General features: G+C 57.2%; 14 protein-coding genes. 13 read left to right on the forward strand and 1 reads right to left on the reverse strand.

Annotation, left to right across the window (positions count from 1 at the left end; all coding sequences use genetic code 11):
• A partial coding sequence (locus VN419_RS07185) for a hypothetical protein (protein WP_325645950.1) occupies window positions 1–534 on the reverse strand: 534 nt, incomplete at its 3' end.
• Window positions 535–1,139: 605 nt separating this feature from the next.
• On the opposite strand from VN419_RS07185, the gene VN419_RS07190 reads away from it, so the two are divergent.
• The 13 genes from VN419_RS07190 to VN419_RS07250 all read left to right on the forward strand — a co-directional run bounded on the left by VN419_RS07190 (window position 1,140) and on the right by VN419_RS07250 (window position 15,095).
• Window positions 1,140–1,700 (forward strand): recombinase family protein, encoded by a 561-nt coding sequence (locus tag VN419_RS07190; protein ID WP_325645953.1) that lies wholly within the window; start codon window positions 1,140–1,142, stop codon window positions 1,698–1,700.
• A gap of 919 nt (window positions 1,701–2,619) precedes the next feature.
• Window positions 2,620–2,832, forward strand: a complete 213-nt coding sequence (locus tag VN419_RS07195; protein ID WP_325645955.1) for a hypothetical protein — start codon at window positions 2,620–2,622, stop codon at window positions 2,830–2,832.
• On the forward strand, window positions 2,825–3,127 hold the full coding sequence (locus VN419_RS07200; RefSeq protein WP_325645957.1) for a hypothetical protein: 303 nt from the start codon (window positions 2,825–2,827) through the stop codon (window positions 3,125–3,127). The genes VN419_RS07195 and VN419_RS07200 overlap by 8 nt, the downstream gene beginning before the upstream one ends.
• Complete coding sequence (locus VN419_RS07205) at window positions 3,114–4,109, forward strand: AAA family ATPase (RefSeq protein WP_325645959.1); 996 nt, start codon at window positions 3,114–3,116, stop codon at window positions 4,107–4,109. Before VN419_RS07200 ends, VN419_RS07205 begins: the two co-directional genes overlap by 14 nt.
• 197 nt (window positions 4,110–4,306) lie before the next feature.
• Complete coding sequence (locus VN419_RS07210; protein WP_325645961.1) at window positions 4,307–4,507, forward strand: hypothetical protein; 201 nt, start codon at window positions 4,307–4,309, stop codon at window positions 4,505–4,507.
• Between the two features lie 76 nt (window positions 4,508–4,583).
• Window positions 4,584–4,838 (forward strand): hypothetical protein, encoded by a 255-nt coding sequence (locus VN419_RS07215; protein ID WP_325645963.1) that lies wholly within the window; start codon window positions 4,584–4,586, stop codon window positions 4,836–4,838.
• A 191-nt stretch (window positions 4,839–5,029) separates the two neighbouring features.
• Window positions 5,030–6,163, forward strand: a complete 1,134-nt coding sequence (locus VN419_RS07220) for a site-specific integrase (RefSeq protein ID WP_325645965.1) — start codon at window positions 5,030–5,032, stop codon at window positions 6,161–6,163.
• Window positions 6,164–6,379: 216 nt separating this feature from the next.
• Window positions 6,380–6,586 (forward strand): helix-turn-helix transcriptional regulator, encoded by a 207-nt coding sequence (locus VN419_RS07225; RefSeq protein WP_325645967.1) that lies wholly within the window; start codon window positions 6,380–6,382, stop codon window positions 6,584–6,586.
• A gap of 760 nt (window positions 6,587–7,346) precedes the next feature.
• Window positions 7,347–9,182, forward strand: coding sequence for a class I SAM-dependent DNA methyltransferase (locus tag VN419_RS07230; RefSeq protein ID WP_325645969.1), 1,836 nt, complete (start codon window positions 7,347–7,349; stop codon window positions 9,180–9,182).
• Window positions 9,179–10,501: a hypothetical protein gene (locus VN419_RS07235; protein ID WP_325645971.1), complete on the forward strand. Its 1,323-nt coding sequence runs from the start codon at window positions 9,179–9,181 to the stop codon at window positions 10,499–10,501. Before VN419_RS07230 ends, VN419_RS07235 begins: the two co-directional genes overlap by 4 nt.
• Complete coding sequence (locus VN419_RS07240; protein WP_325645973.1) at window positions 10,498–11,403, forward strand: DUF5655 domain-containing protein; 906 nt, start codon at window positions 10,498–10,500, stop codon at window positions 11,401–11,403. The genes VN419_RS07235 and VN419_RS07240 overlap by 4 nt, the downstream gene beginning before the upstream one ends.
• Before the next feature lie 39 nt (window positions 11,404–11,442).
• Window positions 11,443–11,931 (forward strand): HEPN family nuclease, encoded by a 489-nt coding sequence (locus VN419_RS07245; RefSeq protein WP_325645975.1) that lies wholly within the window; start codon window positions 11,443–11,445, stop codon window positions 11,929–11,931.
• A 29-nt stretch (window positions 11,932–11,960) separates the two neighbouring features.
• Complete coding sequence (locus VN419_RS07250) at window positions 11,961–15,095, forward strand: type I restriction endonuclease subunit R (RefSeq protein ID WP_325645977.1); 3,135 nt, start codon at window positions 11,961–11,963, stop codon at window positions 15,093–15,095.
• Window positions 15,096–15,770: the final 675 nt, after the last annotated feature.

Raw genomic sequence — 15,770 nt, forward strand, 5'->3', positions numbered from 1 at the left:
ATCTTGATTTGCACCTAGCTGACTTTTAGAAAAAGCATATGCTTCTGTGTATTTTTTTTGCAAGATTAGCCCAAGTGCAAAATTCGAAATAGCCTTCGGCTCATTCTTTGCGAACCCATATGCCTCTAAAAGCATTTTAGCAGCAACTTCGATTCTTCCTAACAGCAAATTGCATATTCCACGGTTCGCAATTATTCTAAAAATGATTCTCTTTGGTGCACTTTCTGCAATTTTTTCGTAAAGATCATCAAGCATGCCAAGTGCTGATTTTGCTTTTCTACGCTTTATAATCTCACATATTCTATCGATCTCTTTGTCTAAATGTGCTTCACTTGCTGGACATGCTGTTTCATCACTAGGCATATTGGCAGCACAGTATTGTGCTACGGCCTCACCGACAATTGCTTTTATTTGCTCTTCACTCGGACCTTGGGTGATACTTATCGGACCGTCGTTGTCTCCGCCAACCGCAACACTACAGCCTGTGGCAGTTACTTCAGTTCTATCGACGATCTTTTTGAACAGGGTTCCCATATCTACCAACGCATGCCGATATATAAGCTTATGAGCGAAGCTAGCCCAGTAACTATCGACCACACATCGAACAAACCGGAAAACTCACCTCTATTTCCGGATGTCACTATTTTAATATTTCCGCTATTGTTTCCACCAATTGCAACACTACTATTTCTTGCAATTACTTTTCGTTGGTTGTTGTTCCTCAACAACCTCATCACAAAAATCAACAATGTCACAGCGGAAATCACTCTCCAATAGAACACATCCATACTCGCCCCTCTCCCATTCGCATTAACATCTTTTGATGGTAGTCAACTTCTTCCCATTATATAGGACAAAAATCAGACTCTCCAGATATCGATCACTTACTTTCAATTCTCCCCCCTAGGGGGGGGTAGACATTCATCTTCTTTATACCCTTGCCTGTCAATCTTTGCTAGCTATACAGCGGCCGGTCAAGTCCCACAACGTAAACCTTTCGCTACACATAGCCTGAGCCAGGGAAGCCGCTGTCCGCCGTGTAACATAACCTCGCCACTGACAAAATTGACACGCTTTCGCGTATTGTCTAAGATCTTTCGTGACACCACCGGCGACACCATCACGAGGAGGGCCAGGACATGGCGAACATCGGGTACGTGCGAGTCAGCACCACGGACCAGAAGACGGACAGGCAGCTTGAGGGCGTGGCCCTGGACAAGGTCTTCGAGGACAAAGCCAGCGCGGCGGACGCTGCCAGGCCCCAGCTCCTGCTCTGCCTGGACTACGTGCGCGAAGGCGACACCTTGCACGTCCACTCCATCGACAGGCTGGCACGCAACCTCCAAGACCTCCTGCGCCTCCTGGGGCAGCTCACGAGCAAGGGCGTGACGGTCCAGTTCCTCAAGGAGCGGCTGACCTTCTCCGGGCAGGATGATCCCTTCCAACGGCTTCAGCTTCAGATCATCGGGGCCGTGGCCGAGTTCGAGCGGGCGCTCATCAAGGAACGCCAGCGGGAAGGCATCGCCAAGGCCAAGAGCCAAGGCAAGCACCTGGGCCGGGAGCGGAAGCTCACCCCGGAGGATGAGCGCACCCTCAAAGCGCGGGCGGAGGCTGGCGAAGAGAAGAAGGCCCTGGCCCAGGAGTTCGGAGTCAGCAGGCAGACCCTGTATCGCATCCTTGGACGTGAAGTGCGTTGTTAGCCTACTCTCCCAGGGGATCATTCAAGATTTTGTCGAATTAGTGGACACTTACTAGGAAACAGGGGCTGGGCTGAAGAACATTTGGCTCGTCGCCAACCGCAGGAAGGAGAGAGGGTCATTACATCATATATTTTAGCGTGTTGAGCGGCAAGCTTGAATTAACCGACACTACAGGAATACCCACGCCGAATTGAGGAGCCGTCTCCTCACTGCCGTTGTCGCTCACGTGCGAAGAGAGCAACGCGGTTGCACTTAGGCCATAGGCATTCCGCCCCGGCCTGTTTTTCCATTTTTATTTTTGTTTTCTGCTGGTTGAGAATTAGGGGACACCTACGGAAAGGGCAGGCGTGTTTTTGCCCGATGTGGCGGCTCAAAGTGGTTAGTGCAATCAGGAAAGGGTAAGATCTTGGATATGCCGTTCTGCCACATGACGGTATGCGAAATTTTCTCAACCATTTCAGCGAACACGAATTAACGGACACTACAGGAACAACAGGATTGGCTGCACAGAAAACAAGGCATCATACTGCCTCTTCACGTGCCACTATCAGGATTCTACTCACCGAACACTGCGGGAGAATTCAATGTACATATAACAACAACAAAATATCCGCAGATCACCCTACTCTCCCTAGTGTTGCGGCCAGATCGGACCGAATTACCGGCCACCTAGAGGAAGAGACAGGGACAAGATGACACATCTCATGAGCAGCTGGTGACGGGTGTCTACGGCATCCCACGAGCAAGCCCAGGCAAGCTGACAAGTCCCCATAATTCCCCAGGCAGGATCACGCGTACCCCGCTGAACCTCTCCCCACTTCTCCCCTCTTTCAGGAGGCCCCTTGGCGACGTGCTGAGGGGCCTCTTTTCATTTGTGGCCCTGAGTATCTGTATCAAATCAAACCCTAACGAGGATTCCATGAAACACAGGAAGCACGGCAAAACGCCGTGCGAAATCAAGTCAGTCACCATGTCGGCAGAGGAACAGCGCCAACTCGACGCCATCCGTGAGCGGTTCCACGACGGAAGCATCAACCAGATGCCCTCGCGGTCGCTCATGTTGGCGGTGTTGGTGGATTGGGCATTCAAACACGGCTTCGGGCCGAAAAACACAGAGGTTCATCATGGATAATGCGATTGCGAATGCGTTCAACGACGAGCACACCAGACACGAACAGGCCCTTTCGGCTCTTATGGCCTTGGAAGAGGCCTGCGCCAGTCCCAGCAAGCGAATCATACTGGAGGGGCTTGGAAACTACCTCTCATCGTGGAAGCAGATGTATATCGGAAGGTTTGAGGACATGCAGCGCTTTCAGTACGACCTTAATCGTTATCTCGAAGCCATGGCGAAAGAACTAGGGGCCGATATCAGCAATCTTCCTGAGTGCCCTGGCGTGGAGCGGGAGTTCCTGAATGACCTTTGCTGATTCCGCCTTCCGTATCCCCTGCATCGGCGACATCCTCGACCACGAGTTCCCTCCCCGTGGAGACCTCGTGGCGCCCTGGCTCAAGGAGGGCGAAAGCGCTCTGATCTACGCTGCTCCTGGCGTGGGCAAGTCCATGTTCGCCCTCTCGCTGGCCCTGGCGGTGGCCGGTGGTGGTAAGTACCTGGATTGGGAGACTCCCAAGCCTTACCGGGTGCTGTTCGTGGACGGCGAGATGCCCATGGACACCATCAAGGAGCGCACGGAGCTGCTACTCAAAGCCTTGCCCGGCATCGACCAGGAGCTGATCCGACAGAACCTGCACGTCTTTGCCCGGCAGTTCCAAGACGCCTCAGTGACCTTCCCCAACCTCGCGACCACCGAAGGACAGGCCGAACTGGAGCGCCAGGCCGTGGGCTATGACCTCGTGATCCTGGACAACCTGTCGACCCTCGCCAATGTGGAGGACGAGAACGCCTCCAAGGCCTTCCAGCCCATCGTGGGCTTCCTCATGCGCATGAAGCAGCTCGGGCAGGCCTGCATCCTCATCCACCACTCTGGCAAGAAAGCCTCGACCTACCGAGGGTCATCCATGCTGGCGACCACCTTCGAGGTGATCCTGGGCCTGGAGAAGCTCACCGGACTGAAGGCTGCCCACGGTACTGCGTTCCAGATCAAGTGGGACAAGCTCAGGGCCAAGCCCGATGAGCGGATCAAGTCGTGGGAGGTCTGGATGGATGAGGATCGTTGGGAGTTCGAGGCTGCGGCCAGCGAGGAGGTCGACCTCCTGCTCGAGGCCCTCAGGAGCGGCAAGTACGTGAACCAGAAGGAGCTGGCCGAGGCCCTCAAGTGGGACGAATCCAAGGTGACAAGGACCAAGGCAAAGGCCATCGCCACTGGAGCGATCGACACGAAGCAGTGGGGGACCGCCTTTGGCCGAGCCAAGGATGCCCGTACTGAAACCATAAAGGAGGGAGACTTCTAGCTGCACACAGATCCAGGTGGTAGACCTTTGGTCTCCCCCTGTCTTTTAGGTCCAAGCTGAAATTGCAGATTGTAGCATCCTAGTGTGCCTGCAATCCACAATTCGGCAAGCAGGCTCGGCAGGGGCACGCGAGGGCGGTCGGCGAAAGCTGGCCGCCTTCGTGTTTTTAGGAACCAGCAACCGTGAGGAGAAACGAGATGATGTTGGACTACGCCACTGCGATGGAGACGCTGAGAAGGGAGGGCTACGAGGTCCGCTGGGAGATGGTGGACGGGGAGCTTCTGGAGGTGATCCCCATGGATGCGGTCTTCAGGCTCTGCGATCTGACGGGGACGCCCAAGGCCGCGAGACTCAAGGCCGCAATCAAGAAGCAGTTCTGCGGCAAGAAGAAGCGCTAGGGAGCCGCTCCATGAATGGCTGTGGCTTGTGTACGCCCGATCCTGGGCGATGAACCTGTAACGACGAGAGGAAGTTATGAGCAAGAAGAACATGAAGCATGTGGACTTGATGAGCCTTGGCGGTGGCAGTGCTGTGGATCAGGTGAAGCACCTGCTCGACATGATCATGGAAGTGTCCTGCAACACGAATGGCTGCAAGGCGCAGATGAAGATCATCCGGGCGATGGAAGATGCCCTTCAGGTGATGACAGAAGCGTACATCCCCTGCATCGGCTGCGACTGCCTCCCGGAGGATATCCGTCCCTCATTCTGCGGGGTCATCAGGCCGTAGGTCCGGGCCGCGACTGGCACTGGGAAGGGGCTGGGGGAGCGATCCTCCGGCCCTTTCCCGTCGGATTCTTCTCACATGGTAGAACAATCTCCTGAAATAGTTGACCAATGGGCCGTATCTTGAGTAAGTTTGATGGTCGCATTGCCTGCTTGATTGATGACCTTCAGCACCCCAAACGGAGAGGTGATTTGATGGAACTCCCCAGAGGAATTAGGCGACGCAACCAGGGCTATTTGGTGGATGTGAGTTACAAAGGACGTCGTGTCACGGCGACATGCTATACTCTTCAGGAAGCAACGGTTCGACAGCAAGAGATCAGGGCAGAACTGCGTCGGACCGATCGAAAACCAAAGGCCGTTAAGGAGGTGATAGCCTCTAAATACTGGCTCCTTGGCAAGGCCGTTGAGGTGACCCGCTCGTCGCACTGGGCGGGTATGCGGAGCGAACTGACGGCAGCGTTGAATAGCCAGATTCTGCTGGACTACTTCGGGACAAATTGTCCCTTATCCAAGATCAATGCTGTTGCGATAGACCGATTCGTCGCCCACTGCATGGAGCAAGGCAACTCGGATGCCACCATCAACCGCAAGCTGTCCTGCCTGCGGAAAGTGATGCAGGTGGCTCACGACAGAGGCGGCTGCCCGGTGATTCCCAAAGTCCCAAAGCGTAAAGAGTATCAGGGGAGGGTCCGGTTCCTCGATGCAGGAGAGGAGGCTGCGCTCGTTGGCTTGCTCCGCAGGTGGAGCCGGGACGAGGAAGCTGACGCCGTGGTGGTCCTGATCGACACCGGCATGCGCTATGGCGAGTTCACCAGCATCACCCGGCGCGACATCGACACACAGCAGGGGCTGATTTCGGTGTGGGTCAACAAAGGCGATCTGCCACGCTCAGTGCCCATGACTGCTCGCGTCAGAGAGGTGGTCGAGAAACGGATCGCTCTGACGACGAACGCCACGGACCGGCTCTTCCCATACCCCAAAGGATGGCTCCGAAAGGTTTGGGATCGTGCCGCCGACATCCTGGGGCTAGGGGAGGATAAACAATTCGTGCCCCACGCCTTGCGTCATACCTGCGCATCAAGGCTGGTGCAGAGAGGAGTACCGCTGAAGGTCGTTCAGGAGTGGCTGGGGCATAAGGACATCACAACGACCATGCGCTATGCCCACCTCTCGCCAAGGAACCTGCTTGAAGCTGTGCATGCCCTTGAGCCTGAGGGATCAAATCAATCCCCCACCATCAAGCCGCAAGGCCTAAAAGCGAAGGATGGCCAAACTGTCAGCCCCACAAAGCGCCGAGTCCGAGTCAGGCCCGTCAGAAGGGCTTAACAGGCCTCCTGACTAGGTTAATAGTCATGCCCAGCGCCCCGGCCACTTAAACCATCCCCCTACCTCAGAGCCATCCAGACGCCGTTTCCCAGCACAGGGAGGCGGCGTTTTCTTTTGCTCTTACCACGGCCGCCCCATCCGATCGATGCGTTCCGCCAGAGGCAGCCACTTGCCTTTCAGGCGCTCCAACCAACCGAAACCAATAGGAGATAATCCGTGCAAGACGTTTCAACAAACACGCTCCCGGCCACAGGCTTTTTGCGCCTCCCGGCGGTGCTTAACCTCATTCCCGTCGCTCGCTCGACCTGGTGGGCTGGGGTCAAGTCGGGCCGCTACCCCAAGCCAGTGAAGCTGGGGCCTCGCATGTCGGCTTGGCGAGCAGAGGATGTCCGGTCCCTCATCGCCAGCTTTGGCCCCCAGTAAAGGGGAGCACATGAGCAAATCAACTGACCGAATCCCGTTCACAGGGAAGCGCCTCACCCCCCGTGAAGCTATCCGCACCCACTGTCGCGAGTGCAACGGCGGAGGCCCGAAAACGTGCCCTGTGCCGTCCTGTCCGCTCTTTCCATTTCGCATGTCGTTGGTGCCTGCTAATGTGGGCACCACTCCACTCCGAGCCATCCGCGCTCGCTGTCTCGACTGTGCCGGAACATCTGAAGGGGTCCGTGCCTGTCGGGCACGTAAGCCATTCTTGGATATCCCGGCGTGTGCGATCTGGACGCACAGGACAGGAAAGCGCCAAGTGACACGGGAGTATCGGGAGGCGCGCAGGTCTCAGGCAAATACGCAGCGCAGAGAGCCCGGCTCAAGGGGTACCTTCGCTCCACGGGACAAAGCCGAGGAGTAGCCGAGGGCGATCATTCTGCCTCGCTGCTCCGAAGCCTCCAGAAGGCCAAATTTGCACGCTTCACAGGATCGGCATTCACGCAAGGGGGAGGGGAGACGTCGGGTTGCAGTTATGTCTCCCTTTGTTCTCCTCCCTCCCCCTAGGCGAAGCCAACGCACCGCTACTCCATCCGCTCTTTACCCCTCTGCCCCGAATCCAGGCAGCCCCCTGACGGCAGACACACTCCCCTCTAGCCAGAGCACTCGCCTTTCTGTAACGTATCGACAACCCGGAGAGATGTGCGCCACGGACACCCTGCGGGTCGTAAATCGTTCAGCACGAGGAAGCCCCCATCCCATGAATCAGCCCGCCCTTTCCGCCTTCATCTGGTCCGTTGCCGACCTCCTGCGCGGTGACTACAAGCAGTCCGAGTATGGCAGGGTCATCCTGCCCTTCACCGTACTCCGCCGTCTGGACTGCGTCCTGGAGAAGACCAAGCCCGCCGTACTTGCAGAGTACGAAGCCAAGACGGCGGCTGGCGTGAACCCTGGCCCCTACCTGCTCCGCAAATCCGGCCAGCATTTCTTCAACACCTCCCCAATGGACATGGTCAAGCTCCTGGGCGCGCCGGACGACATCCGCGAGAATCTGACCAAGTACGTGCAGTCCTTCTCGCCCGAGGTGGAGGACATCTTCGAGCGCTTCGACTTCTTCAGCCAGATTGACCGGCTTGCAAAATGTCACCTCCTCTACCTTGTGGCCGAGCGCTTCGCGCAGATAGACTTGCACCCGACTGAAGTGAGCAACGCTCAAATGGGCTTGGTGTTCGAAGAACTCATCCGCAAATTTGCGGAAGCATCCAATGAGACCGCTGGGGAGCACTTCACCCCGCGCGAGGTCATCCGCCTCATGGTCTCGCTGCTGTTTGTGGAGGACGAAGAGGAATTGACGGGCACCAGCGCGGTGCGCACCATCTACGACCCCACGGCGGGCACGGGCGGTATGCTCTCCGTTGCCGGGGAGTACCTGGCCGAGCGCAACCCCAAGGCCCGGCTCACCATGCACGGCCAGGAACTCAACGACGAGTCCTACGCCATCTGCAAGGCGGACATGCTCATCAAGGGCCAGGACGTTGCCAACATCGTGCCCGGCAACACCCTCTCCGACGACGGCCACCCGCACAAGACCTTCGACTATATGCTCTCCAACCCGCCCTTTGGCGTGGAGTGGAAGAAGATCGAGCGCGAGGTCCGCAAAGAGCACGAACAGCATGGCTACGACGGGCGCTTCGGGCCGGGCCTGCCGCGCGTCTCTGACGGCTCTCTTCTCTTTCTCCTGCACCTCTGTAGCAAGATGCGCCACGTGAATCAGGGCGGCTGCCGCTTTGGAATCGTGCTCAATGGCTCGCCGCTGTTCACTGGCGGCGCGGGCAGCGGAGAGAGCGAAATACGCCGCTATGTTCTGGAAAATGATCTTGTGGAAGCCATCATCGGCCTGCCCACGGACATGTTCTACAACACCGGCATCTCCACCTACGTTTGGATTCTCTCCAACCGCAAGCCCGTCCAGCGCAAAGGCAAGGTCCAGCTCATCGACGCCAGCAGCTTCTGGCAGAAGATGCGCAAGAGTCTGGGCAGCAAGCGCAAGGAGCTTTCCGACCAGCATATCGCGGACATTACCCGGCTGTTCCGCGACTTCACCGAGGCCAAGCTCGCCACCGCGCTAGACGAAGGTGGCAAGGAAGTGGCCCGGCACATCCTCCTGCCCGGAGATGCCGCTCCCGAGGCCCCGGCAGGCGGCAAGGTGAAACTCGCGCCCCTCTCGCGCATCTTCAAGACCCAGGATTTCGGCTACCGCGCCATCACAGTGGAGCGCCCCCTACGCGACGAGGCGGGCAAGATCGTGCTGGGCCAGAAGGGCAAGCTTAAGGGCAAGCCGCAGCCAGACAGCAGCCTGCGCGACACCGAAAACGTGCCCCTGGCCGAGGACGTGGCCACGTACTTCAAGCGCGAGGTACTACCCCATGCGCCGGATGCCTGGATTGACCATGACAAGACCAAAACGGGCTACGAGATTCCCTTCAACCGGCACTTCTACGTGTTCGAGCCGCCGCGTCCGTTGGCCGAGATCGACGCGGACTTGCTGGTGGTCACGGACCGCATTCTGGCCATGATCGAGGGGCTTCAGGCATGAGCTTCCCGCGCTACGAGAAGTACAAGGACTCCGGGGTGGAGTGGCTGGGCGAGGTGCCGGAGCATTGGGGGCTTCAGCCACTCTGGACGCATTTTCGTCGCATCAAGCGGGTTGGATTTTCTGAAGAGGAATTACTCTCCGTATATCGCGATTATGGTGTTATCCCAAAATCAAGTCGTGACGACAATTTTAACAACCCCTCTGATGATCTCGGCACATACCAGCTTGTCGAGCCAGGGGATCTTGTTCTCAACAAGATGAAGGCGTGGCAAGGGTCTGTAGCCATCTCAGAGTACCGGGGAATAGTGAGTCCCGCGTATTTTGTGTATGCGGCCACCCATTCAGCGAATGGGCGCTTCCTGCACTACCTAATGCGCTCCTTGCGCTATATTTCTGGCTACCTGTCGCTGTCTAAGGGCATACGAGTGAACCAGTGGGACATTGACCCACAGTACCACTCCCGAATGCCGATAGTCTTGCCCTCACTCCCAGAGCAGCAAACCATCGCGGCGTTCCTCGACCGCGAAACCGCCAAGATCGACGCCCTTGTGGCCGAGCAGCAGCGGCTCATCACTCTGCTGGCGGAAAAGCGCCAGGCCATCATCTCCCACGCCGTCACCAAGGGTTTGAACCCCAACGCGCCCATGAAGGACTCGGGCATCGAGTGGCTGGGCGAGGTGCCGGAGCATTGGGAGGTGGTGCCCGTAAAATGGCTCACCACTCACATCACTTCTGGGCCACGAGGCTGGTCTGATCTCACTGGTGACGAAGGCGCAGCATTTTTCCAAAGCCAGCACATCGGCTCTGCGATGGATGTCGCCCTTATTGATCCCAAGCGGCTTATTCCGCCAACCGACACAGATTCTGAACGAGCGAGACTGCAAGCCGATGATGTTGTACTCTGCATAACGGGCGGAAGAACCGGCGCAGTAGCCCATATTCCAGAACAGCTTGAGGAGGCATACATTAACCAGCATGTATGCCTTCTCCGGCCGCAAGAGGATGTGCTTGGACGTTTTCTGGCTTACGGGCTTTTCTCAACAGGAGCACAGCGGCAGTTGGCGTGTGCCAGCTACGGCCTAAAGCAAGGGTTGGGCCTTGAGCAAGTGAACTCGACATTTCTTGCAGCACCCCCTTCCAAACAAGAACAACGTGACCTAGTCATGTTCCTGGACAAGCAAACCGCCCACCTCGACACCCTCACTCAAGAGGCCAATCGCGCCGTCGAACTGCTCAAGGAACGCCGCGCTGCGCTCATCTCCGCCGCAGTGACGGGCAAGATTGACGTGAGAGGACTTGCAGACAAGGAGGCCACATGAGCGACATCAAACTGTTCCGCACTGGGCCGCAAGGCGTGGCAGAACTCAAAGGTCAGTCCCTGGCCCTGGAACGGTCGCTTCAGGCGCTCATGGAAAAGAACCTGGAGACACTGCTCGGCGTGCGGTTCCTGGCCTCGGAGTACTCCACCGGAGCCAAGCACAAGGGGCGCATCGACACCCTCGGCATCGACGAGAACCGCTGCCCGGTCATCATCGAATACAAGCGCACCACAAACGAGAATGTCATCAGCCAGGGCCTGTTCTACCTGGACTGGCTCATGGACCATCAGGCCGAATTCAAGCTGCTCGTGCTCGACAAGTTGGGCAAGAAAGAAGCGGACGGCATTGAATGGTCTGGCCCGCGCCTGTTGTGCATCGCCGGGGACTTCACCCGCTATGATGAGCACGCCGTGCGGCAGATGAACCGCAACATCGAGCTGATCCGCTACCGCCATTTCCCGGATGGCTTCCTCATTCTGGAGCGGGTAAATTCGGTAAGCGCCGAGACCATCCCAGTGGGACCGAAAGAAATCACCGCGAAGCACTACAAGAGCGTTTCAGAGCACCTTGCCCAGGCCCCTGAGGCGCTGAAGGAACTCTATCATGCCTTAGAGGATACCCTCCAAGGCCTGGGCGACGATGTCGAGAAGAAGGTCGTCAAGTGCTACATCGCGTTCAAACGCATCAAGAACTTCGCCTGTGTGGAAGTCCGCGTGAAAGAGCAGCGTCTGCTCGTCTACGTAAAATGCCCGGCGACGCCGGAGAATCTTATTGAAGGATTCACCCGTGACCTGAGCAATATCGGTCACTTTGGCACGGGAGACTTCGAGATCACTATCCGCAACCGAGACGACCTGTCGCGGGCGCAGCGGTTCTTTGAGTTGAGCTACCAGGAGAATTAGGACTAGCTGATTATCTGGCGGAATTTGGGGGGATGAAGCATGGCAAACGTCAATCCAGATCGGATCATGCAAGAGTTTGCAGCCAGAACTCGGAAGAATATTCTCCACATAAAAACGGGGAAAGAACGCTTCAGGCATGATGTATTCGAGGTCACTGAGGTGTTCAATTCATTATTAAGCTTGATCGTGCTTCCTGAAGCCCTTAAACTTGATCCCCCACTTAATACAGCCCTTGAAAGACTTTCAAGAGATCGTTGGCCGGAAGCAATCATCAACCTTTCTCCTCCTTTCCCCAGCTTGGGCGTCTTTCTCTATTGCATGAGGCACTCGATAGCCCATGGAGATTTCGCCTTTCGACCTGGGAGGGACGGGGAGATTGCGTCTGTCGAATTCGGCGGTTCATGTCGGCTACCACGGAATCCTACTGAATGGCTGCTGGAACTCACTGTCGACGATCTATTCATGTTTGTGTTTGCACTATGCGACATGTGGGTAAATTTCTGCGAAAACACAACGTTTAAGCGATAGTCCACTCGTTTGCTGGCGCAAGGATAATAATGAGCACCCTCCACAAAGAAATCCACCTCGAAGCGGAAATCTGCGACCACTTAGCAGTGCACGGCTGGCTGTACGCCGAGGACGACGCCAAGGCCTACGACCGAGGGCTCGCCCTGTTTCCAACGGATGTGATCTCCTGGGTGCAGGAGACACAGCCCAAGGCCTGGGAGGCGCTGGTCAAGAATCATGGCGCAAGCGCCGGGGCGGCCCTTTCACAGCGTATCCGGCAGGTGTTGGACCAGAGGGGCACCCTGGAGGTGCTACGCCACGGAGTGGACATGGTCGGGCTTAAGCAGACCCTCCCCCTGGCGCAGTTCCGGCCTGCCCTGGCCATGAACCCAGATGCACTGGCCCGCTACGCTGCGAACCGCCTGCGCGTGGTGCGGCAGGTGCGTTACTCTCTGCAAAATGAAAACGCCTTCGACCTTGTGCTCTTTCTGAACGGCATCCCCGTGGCTACGGCGGAACTCAAGAGTGACTTCACGCAGTCCGTGCAGGACGCGGTGGACCAGTACCGCTTTGACCGCGACCCACAGCCCAAGGGCAAGCCTGCCGAGCCGTTGCTCGCCTTCCCCAGCGGTGCGCTCGTGCATTTCGCAGTGAGCAACAGCGAAGTGCGCATGACAACGAGGCTCAAAGGGGTCAAGACCCGCTTCCTGCCCTTCAACAAGGGACGGGACGGTGGCGCGGGCAACCCGCCCAACCCCAAAGGACACACCACGGCCTACCTCTGGGAAGAGGTCTGGGAACGTGAAAGCTGGCTGGAGATTCTTGGCCGCTACCTCGTGACCGAGCGTGACAGCAAGAAGCAGATCAAGGCGCTCATATTCCCCCGCTACCACCAGCTTGACGCCACGCGGAAGCTCCAGGCAGCGATCTTGAAGGAGTCACTGGGGCAAGACGTCAGCGGCAAGTACCTCATCCAGCATTCGGCAGGCTCTGGAAAAACCTACTCCATCGCCTGGACGGCCCATTTCCTGGCCGATCTGCACGACGCCTCAGACAAAAAGCTCTTCGACACCGTGCTCGTCGTGTCTGACCGAACCGTGCTCGATGAGCAGTTGCAGGAAGCCATCTTCAGCTTCGAGCGCACTACGGGCGTGGTGGCCGCCATCACCAACGAAACCAGCAGCAAGAGCAAAGCCCTGGCGGATGCGCTCTCCGGCAATAAAAAGATAGTCATCTGCACCATCCAGACATTCCCCTTTGCCCTGGAAACCGTGCAGAAGCTGGCCGCGACCCAAGGCAAGCGTTTCGCCGTCATCGCCGACGAGGCCCATTCCTCCCAAACCGGTGATGCCGCAGCAAAGCTTAAGGCCGTGCTCAACGCGGACGAACTGGCGGAGCTTGAGGACGGCGGCGAGGTCTCCACCGAAGATGTCTTGGCCGCTGAGATGGCCGCGCGGGCAGCCAAAAAAGGCATCACCTACGTGGCCTTCACGGCAACGCCCAAGCACAAGACACTGGAACTTTTCGGCCAGCGCCCGCACCCCGATCAACCGGTTGGGCCGGGCAATCTACCTGAGCCGTTCCATGTCTACTCCATGCGCCAGGCCATCGAAGAAGGCTTCATCCTCGACGTGCTCAGAAACTACACGCCGTTCAAGACCGCCTTCCGGCTGGCCTACAAGGGTGAGGAGTATGACGAGACGCAGGTCGAGCGCAGCGAGGCCCTCAAAGGCATTCTGCGCTGGGTGCAGCTGCACCCCTACAACATAAGCCAGAAGGTCCAGATGGTGGTGGAGCACTTCCTGAAAACCGTACAGCCTCTTCTGGGGGGCCGTGGCAAAGCTATGGCCGTGGTCAGCAGCCGCCTGGAAGCCGTGCGCTGGAAGATCGCCATGGACTCCTACATCAAGAGCCAGGGCTACAAGCTCGGCACGCTTGTAGCCTTCTCTGGTGAAGTGAATGACAAGGACTCCGGGCCGGAGCCGTTCTCCGAACACAGCAAAACGCTCAATCCAATGCTGAAGGGCAGAGACATCCGCAAAGCCTTCGCCACGGACGAATTTTCCATCATGGTCGCGGCCAATAAATTCCAAACCGGCTTTGACCAACCCCTGCTGTGCGGCATGTACGTGGACAAGCGCCTTGCCAACATCCAGGCCGTTCAGACGCTTTCCCGCCTCAACCGCGCCTATCCCGGCAAGGACAATGTCTACGTGCTGGACTTCCGCAATGAACCCGCCGAGGTGCTGGCCGCTTTCAAAACCTACCACACCACAGCGGAGCTTGAGGATGTCACCGACCCGAACTTGGTCCTCAACCTTCGGGCCAAGCTCGATGCTTCCGGCCATTATGACACCCCGGAAGTGGAGAGAGTGGTCACCGTTGAACTCAACCCGAAGGCCAAGCAGGGCGATCTGACAGCCGCAATCACCCCCGTGGCCGACCGTTTGCTGAAGCGCTTCAAGGCCGCAAAGGAGGCCCTGACGGCGGCCCAGGCCGTAAAAGATGACACTGCCGCAGGCGAAGCCCGCGACACCATGAATGCGCTCACCCTCTTCAAGCGCGACCTCATGAGCTACCTGCGCATGTATGCGTTTCTCTCGCAAATTTTCGATTACGGCGACACGGACGTGGAGAAGAAGGCCATCTTTTATAAACGGCTACTGCCCTTGCTGGAATTTGGACGCGAGCGAGATGGCATCGACCTGAGCAAGGTGGTGCTGACCCACCACAACCTCAAGTCTCATGGGAAAGTCGCTCTTCCGCTGAACGATGGGGAGGCTCCCAAAATCAAGCCTATGACCGAATCGGGTGACGGTTCCGTTCAAGAAAAAGAGAAGGCGCTGCTCGCGGAGATCATCGCCAAGGTCAACGACCTCTTTGAAGGCGAACTCACGGACGATGACCAGCTTATTTATGTGAACAACGTGCTCAAGGGCAAACTCCTAGAATCCGAGATGCTCGAACAGCAGGCCAAGAGCAACACCAAGGAGCAGTTCGCGAACTCCCCCGACTTGGCCAAGGAAATTATGAATGCCATCATGGACGCGCTGGCGGCGCACACAAACATGAGCACCCAGGCGATTAATTCGGAACGAGTGAGAGCGGGGCTAAAGGACGTGCTTCTTGGGCCTGGCCAGCTGTATGAGTCCTTGCGAGGAAAGAGCGGAGAGGCAAGCACCTGACCTGAGTGCGACGTACTCCAGGACGAAGGCTATTTCATCTTTCCGTGGCGATCCACAAACGGGAATGTGCTTCCTGGTCGTCCACCTTCGTCCAGCGACAGCCAGGAAATTGTTGGTATCACTTTTGGTATCACATCATTTTCCATATCGGCGTTAATCTTTGCAGCTCTTGCGATATCTCGCGCTATTCGACTGACACCCTCTCCGCCACTTGGTAATCCAGCCGAATCCAAATAAGTAAAAAAGGTAAATAAAATTGCTACAACAAGCCCAGAATAGCGTCCAGGGCTGATTTCTTGCGTCCATTGACAACATCATGTTCGTTGAATGGCATTAGGCAGCAGTGAGCGGGGTGCCGTTTCAAGCCCAATGACAGCACCGATATAACTGTCGCCCCCGCCGTTACAACGCGCCTCGCCGAGCGGAGCAGTACACCCGCTAGCGAAGACTCGTTTCCGCTGTGATCCCAATTCAGGCACCGAATCCACCGCACCTGAGGCACCAAAACGCTCACCGCCCTTGAGGGACTCCTGAAGGCTTCACTCCGGACCGCCTCGGGGTGAACGTGTCGGGCTCCAGCTGCACGGTAAATGAGGTTGGCGCGTCTGCCCAAAGCTGATCCTGAAGACCTTGGAGCGCGACACCGGAGGTAGCTCTGGCTTACCCTAGAAGGGG

This window comes from Humidesulfovibrio sp., assembly GCF_035560995.1.
GTDB lineage: Bacteria > Desulfobacterota > Desulfovibrionia > Desulfovibrionales > Desulfovibrionaceae > Humidesulfovibrio.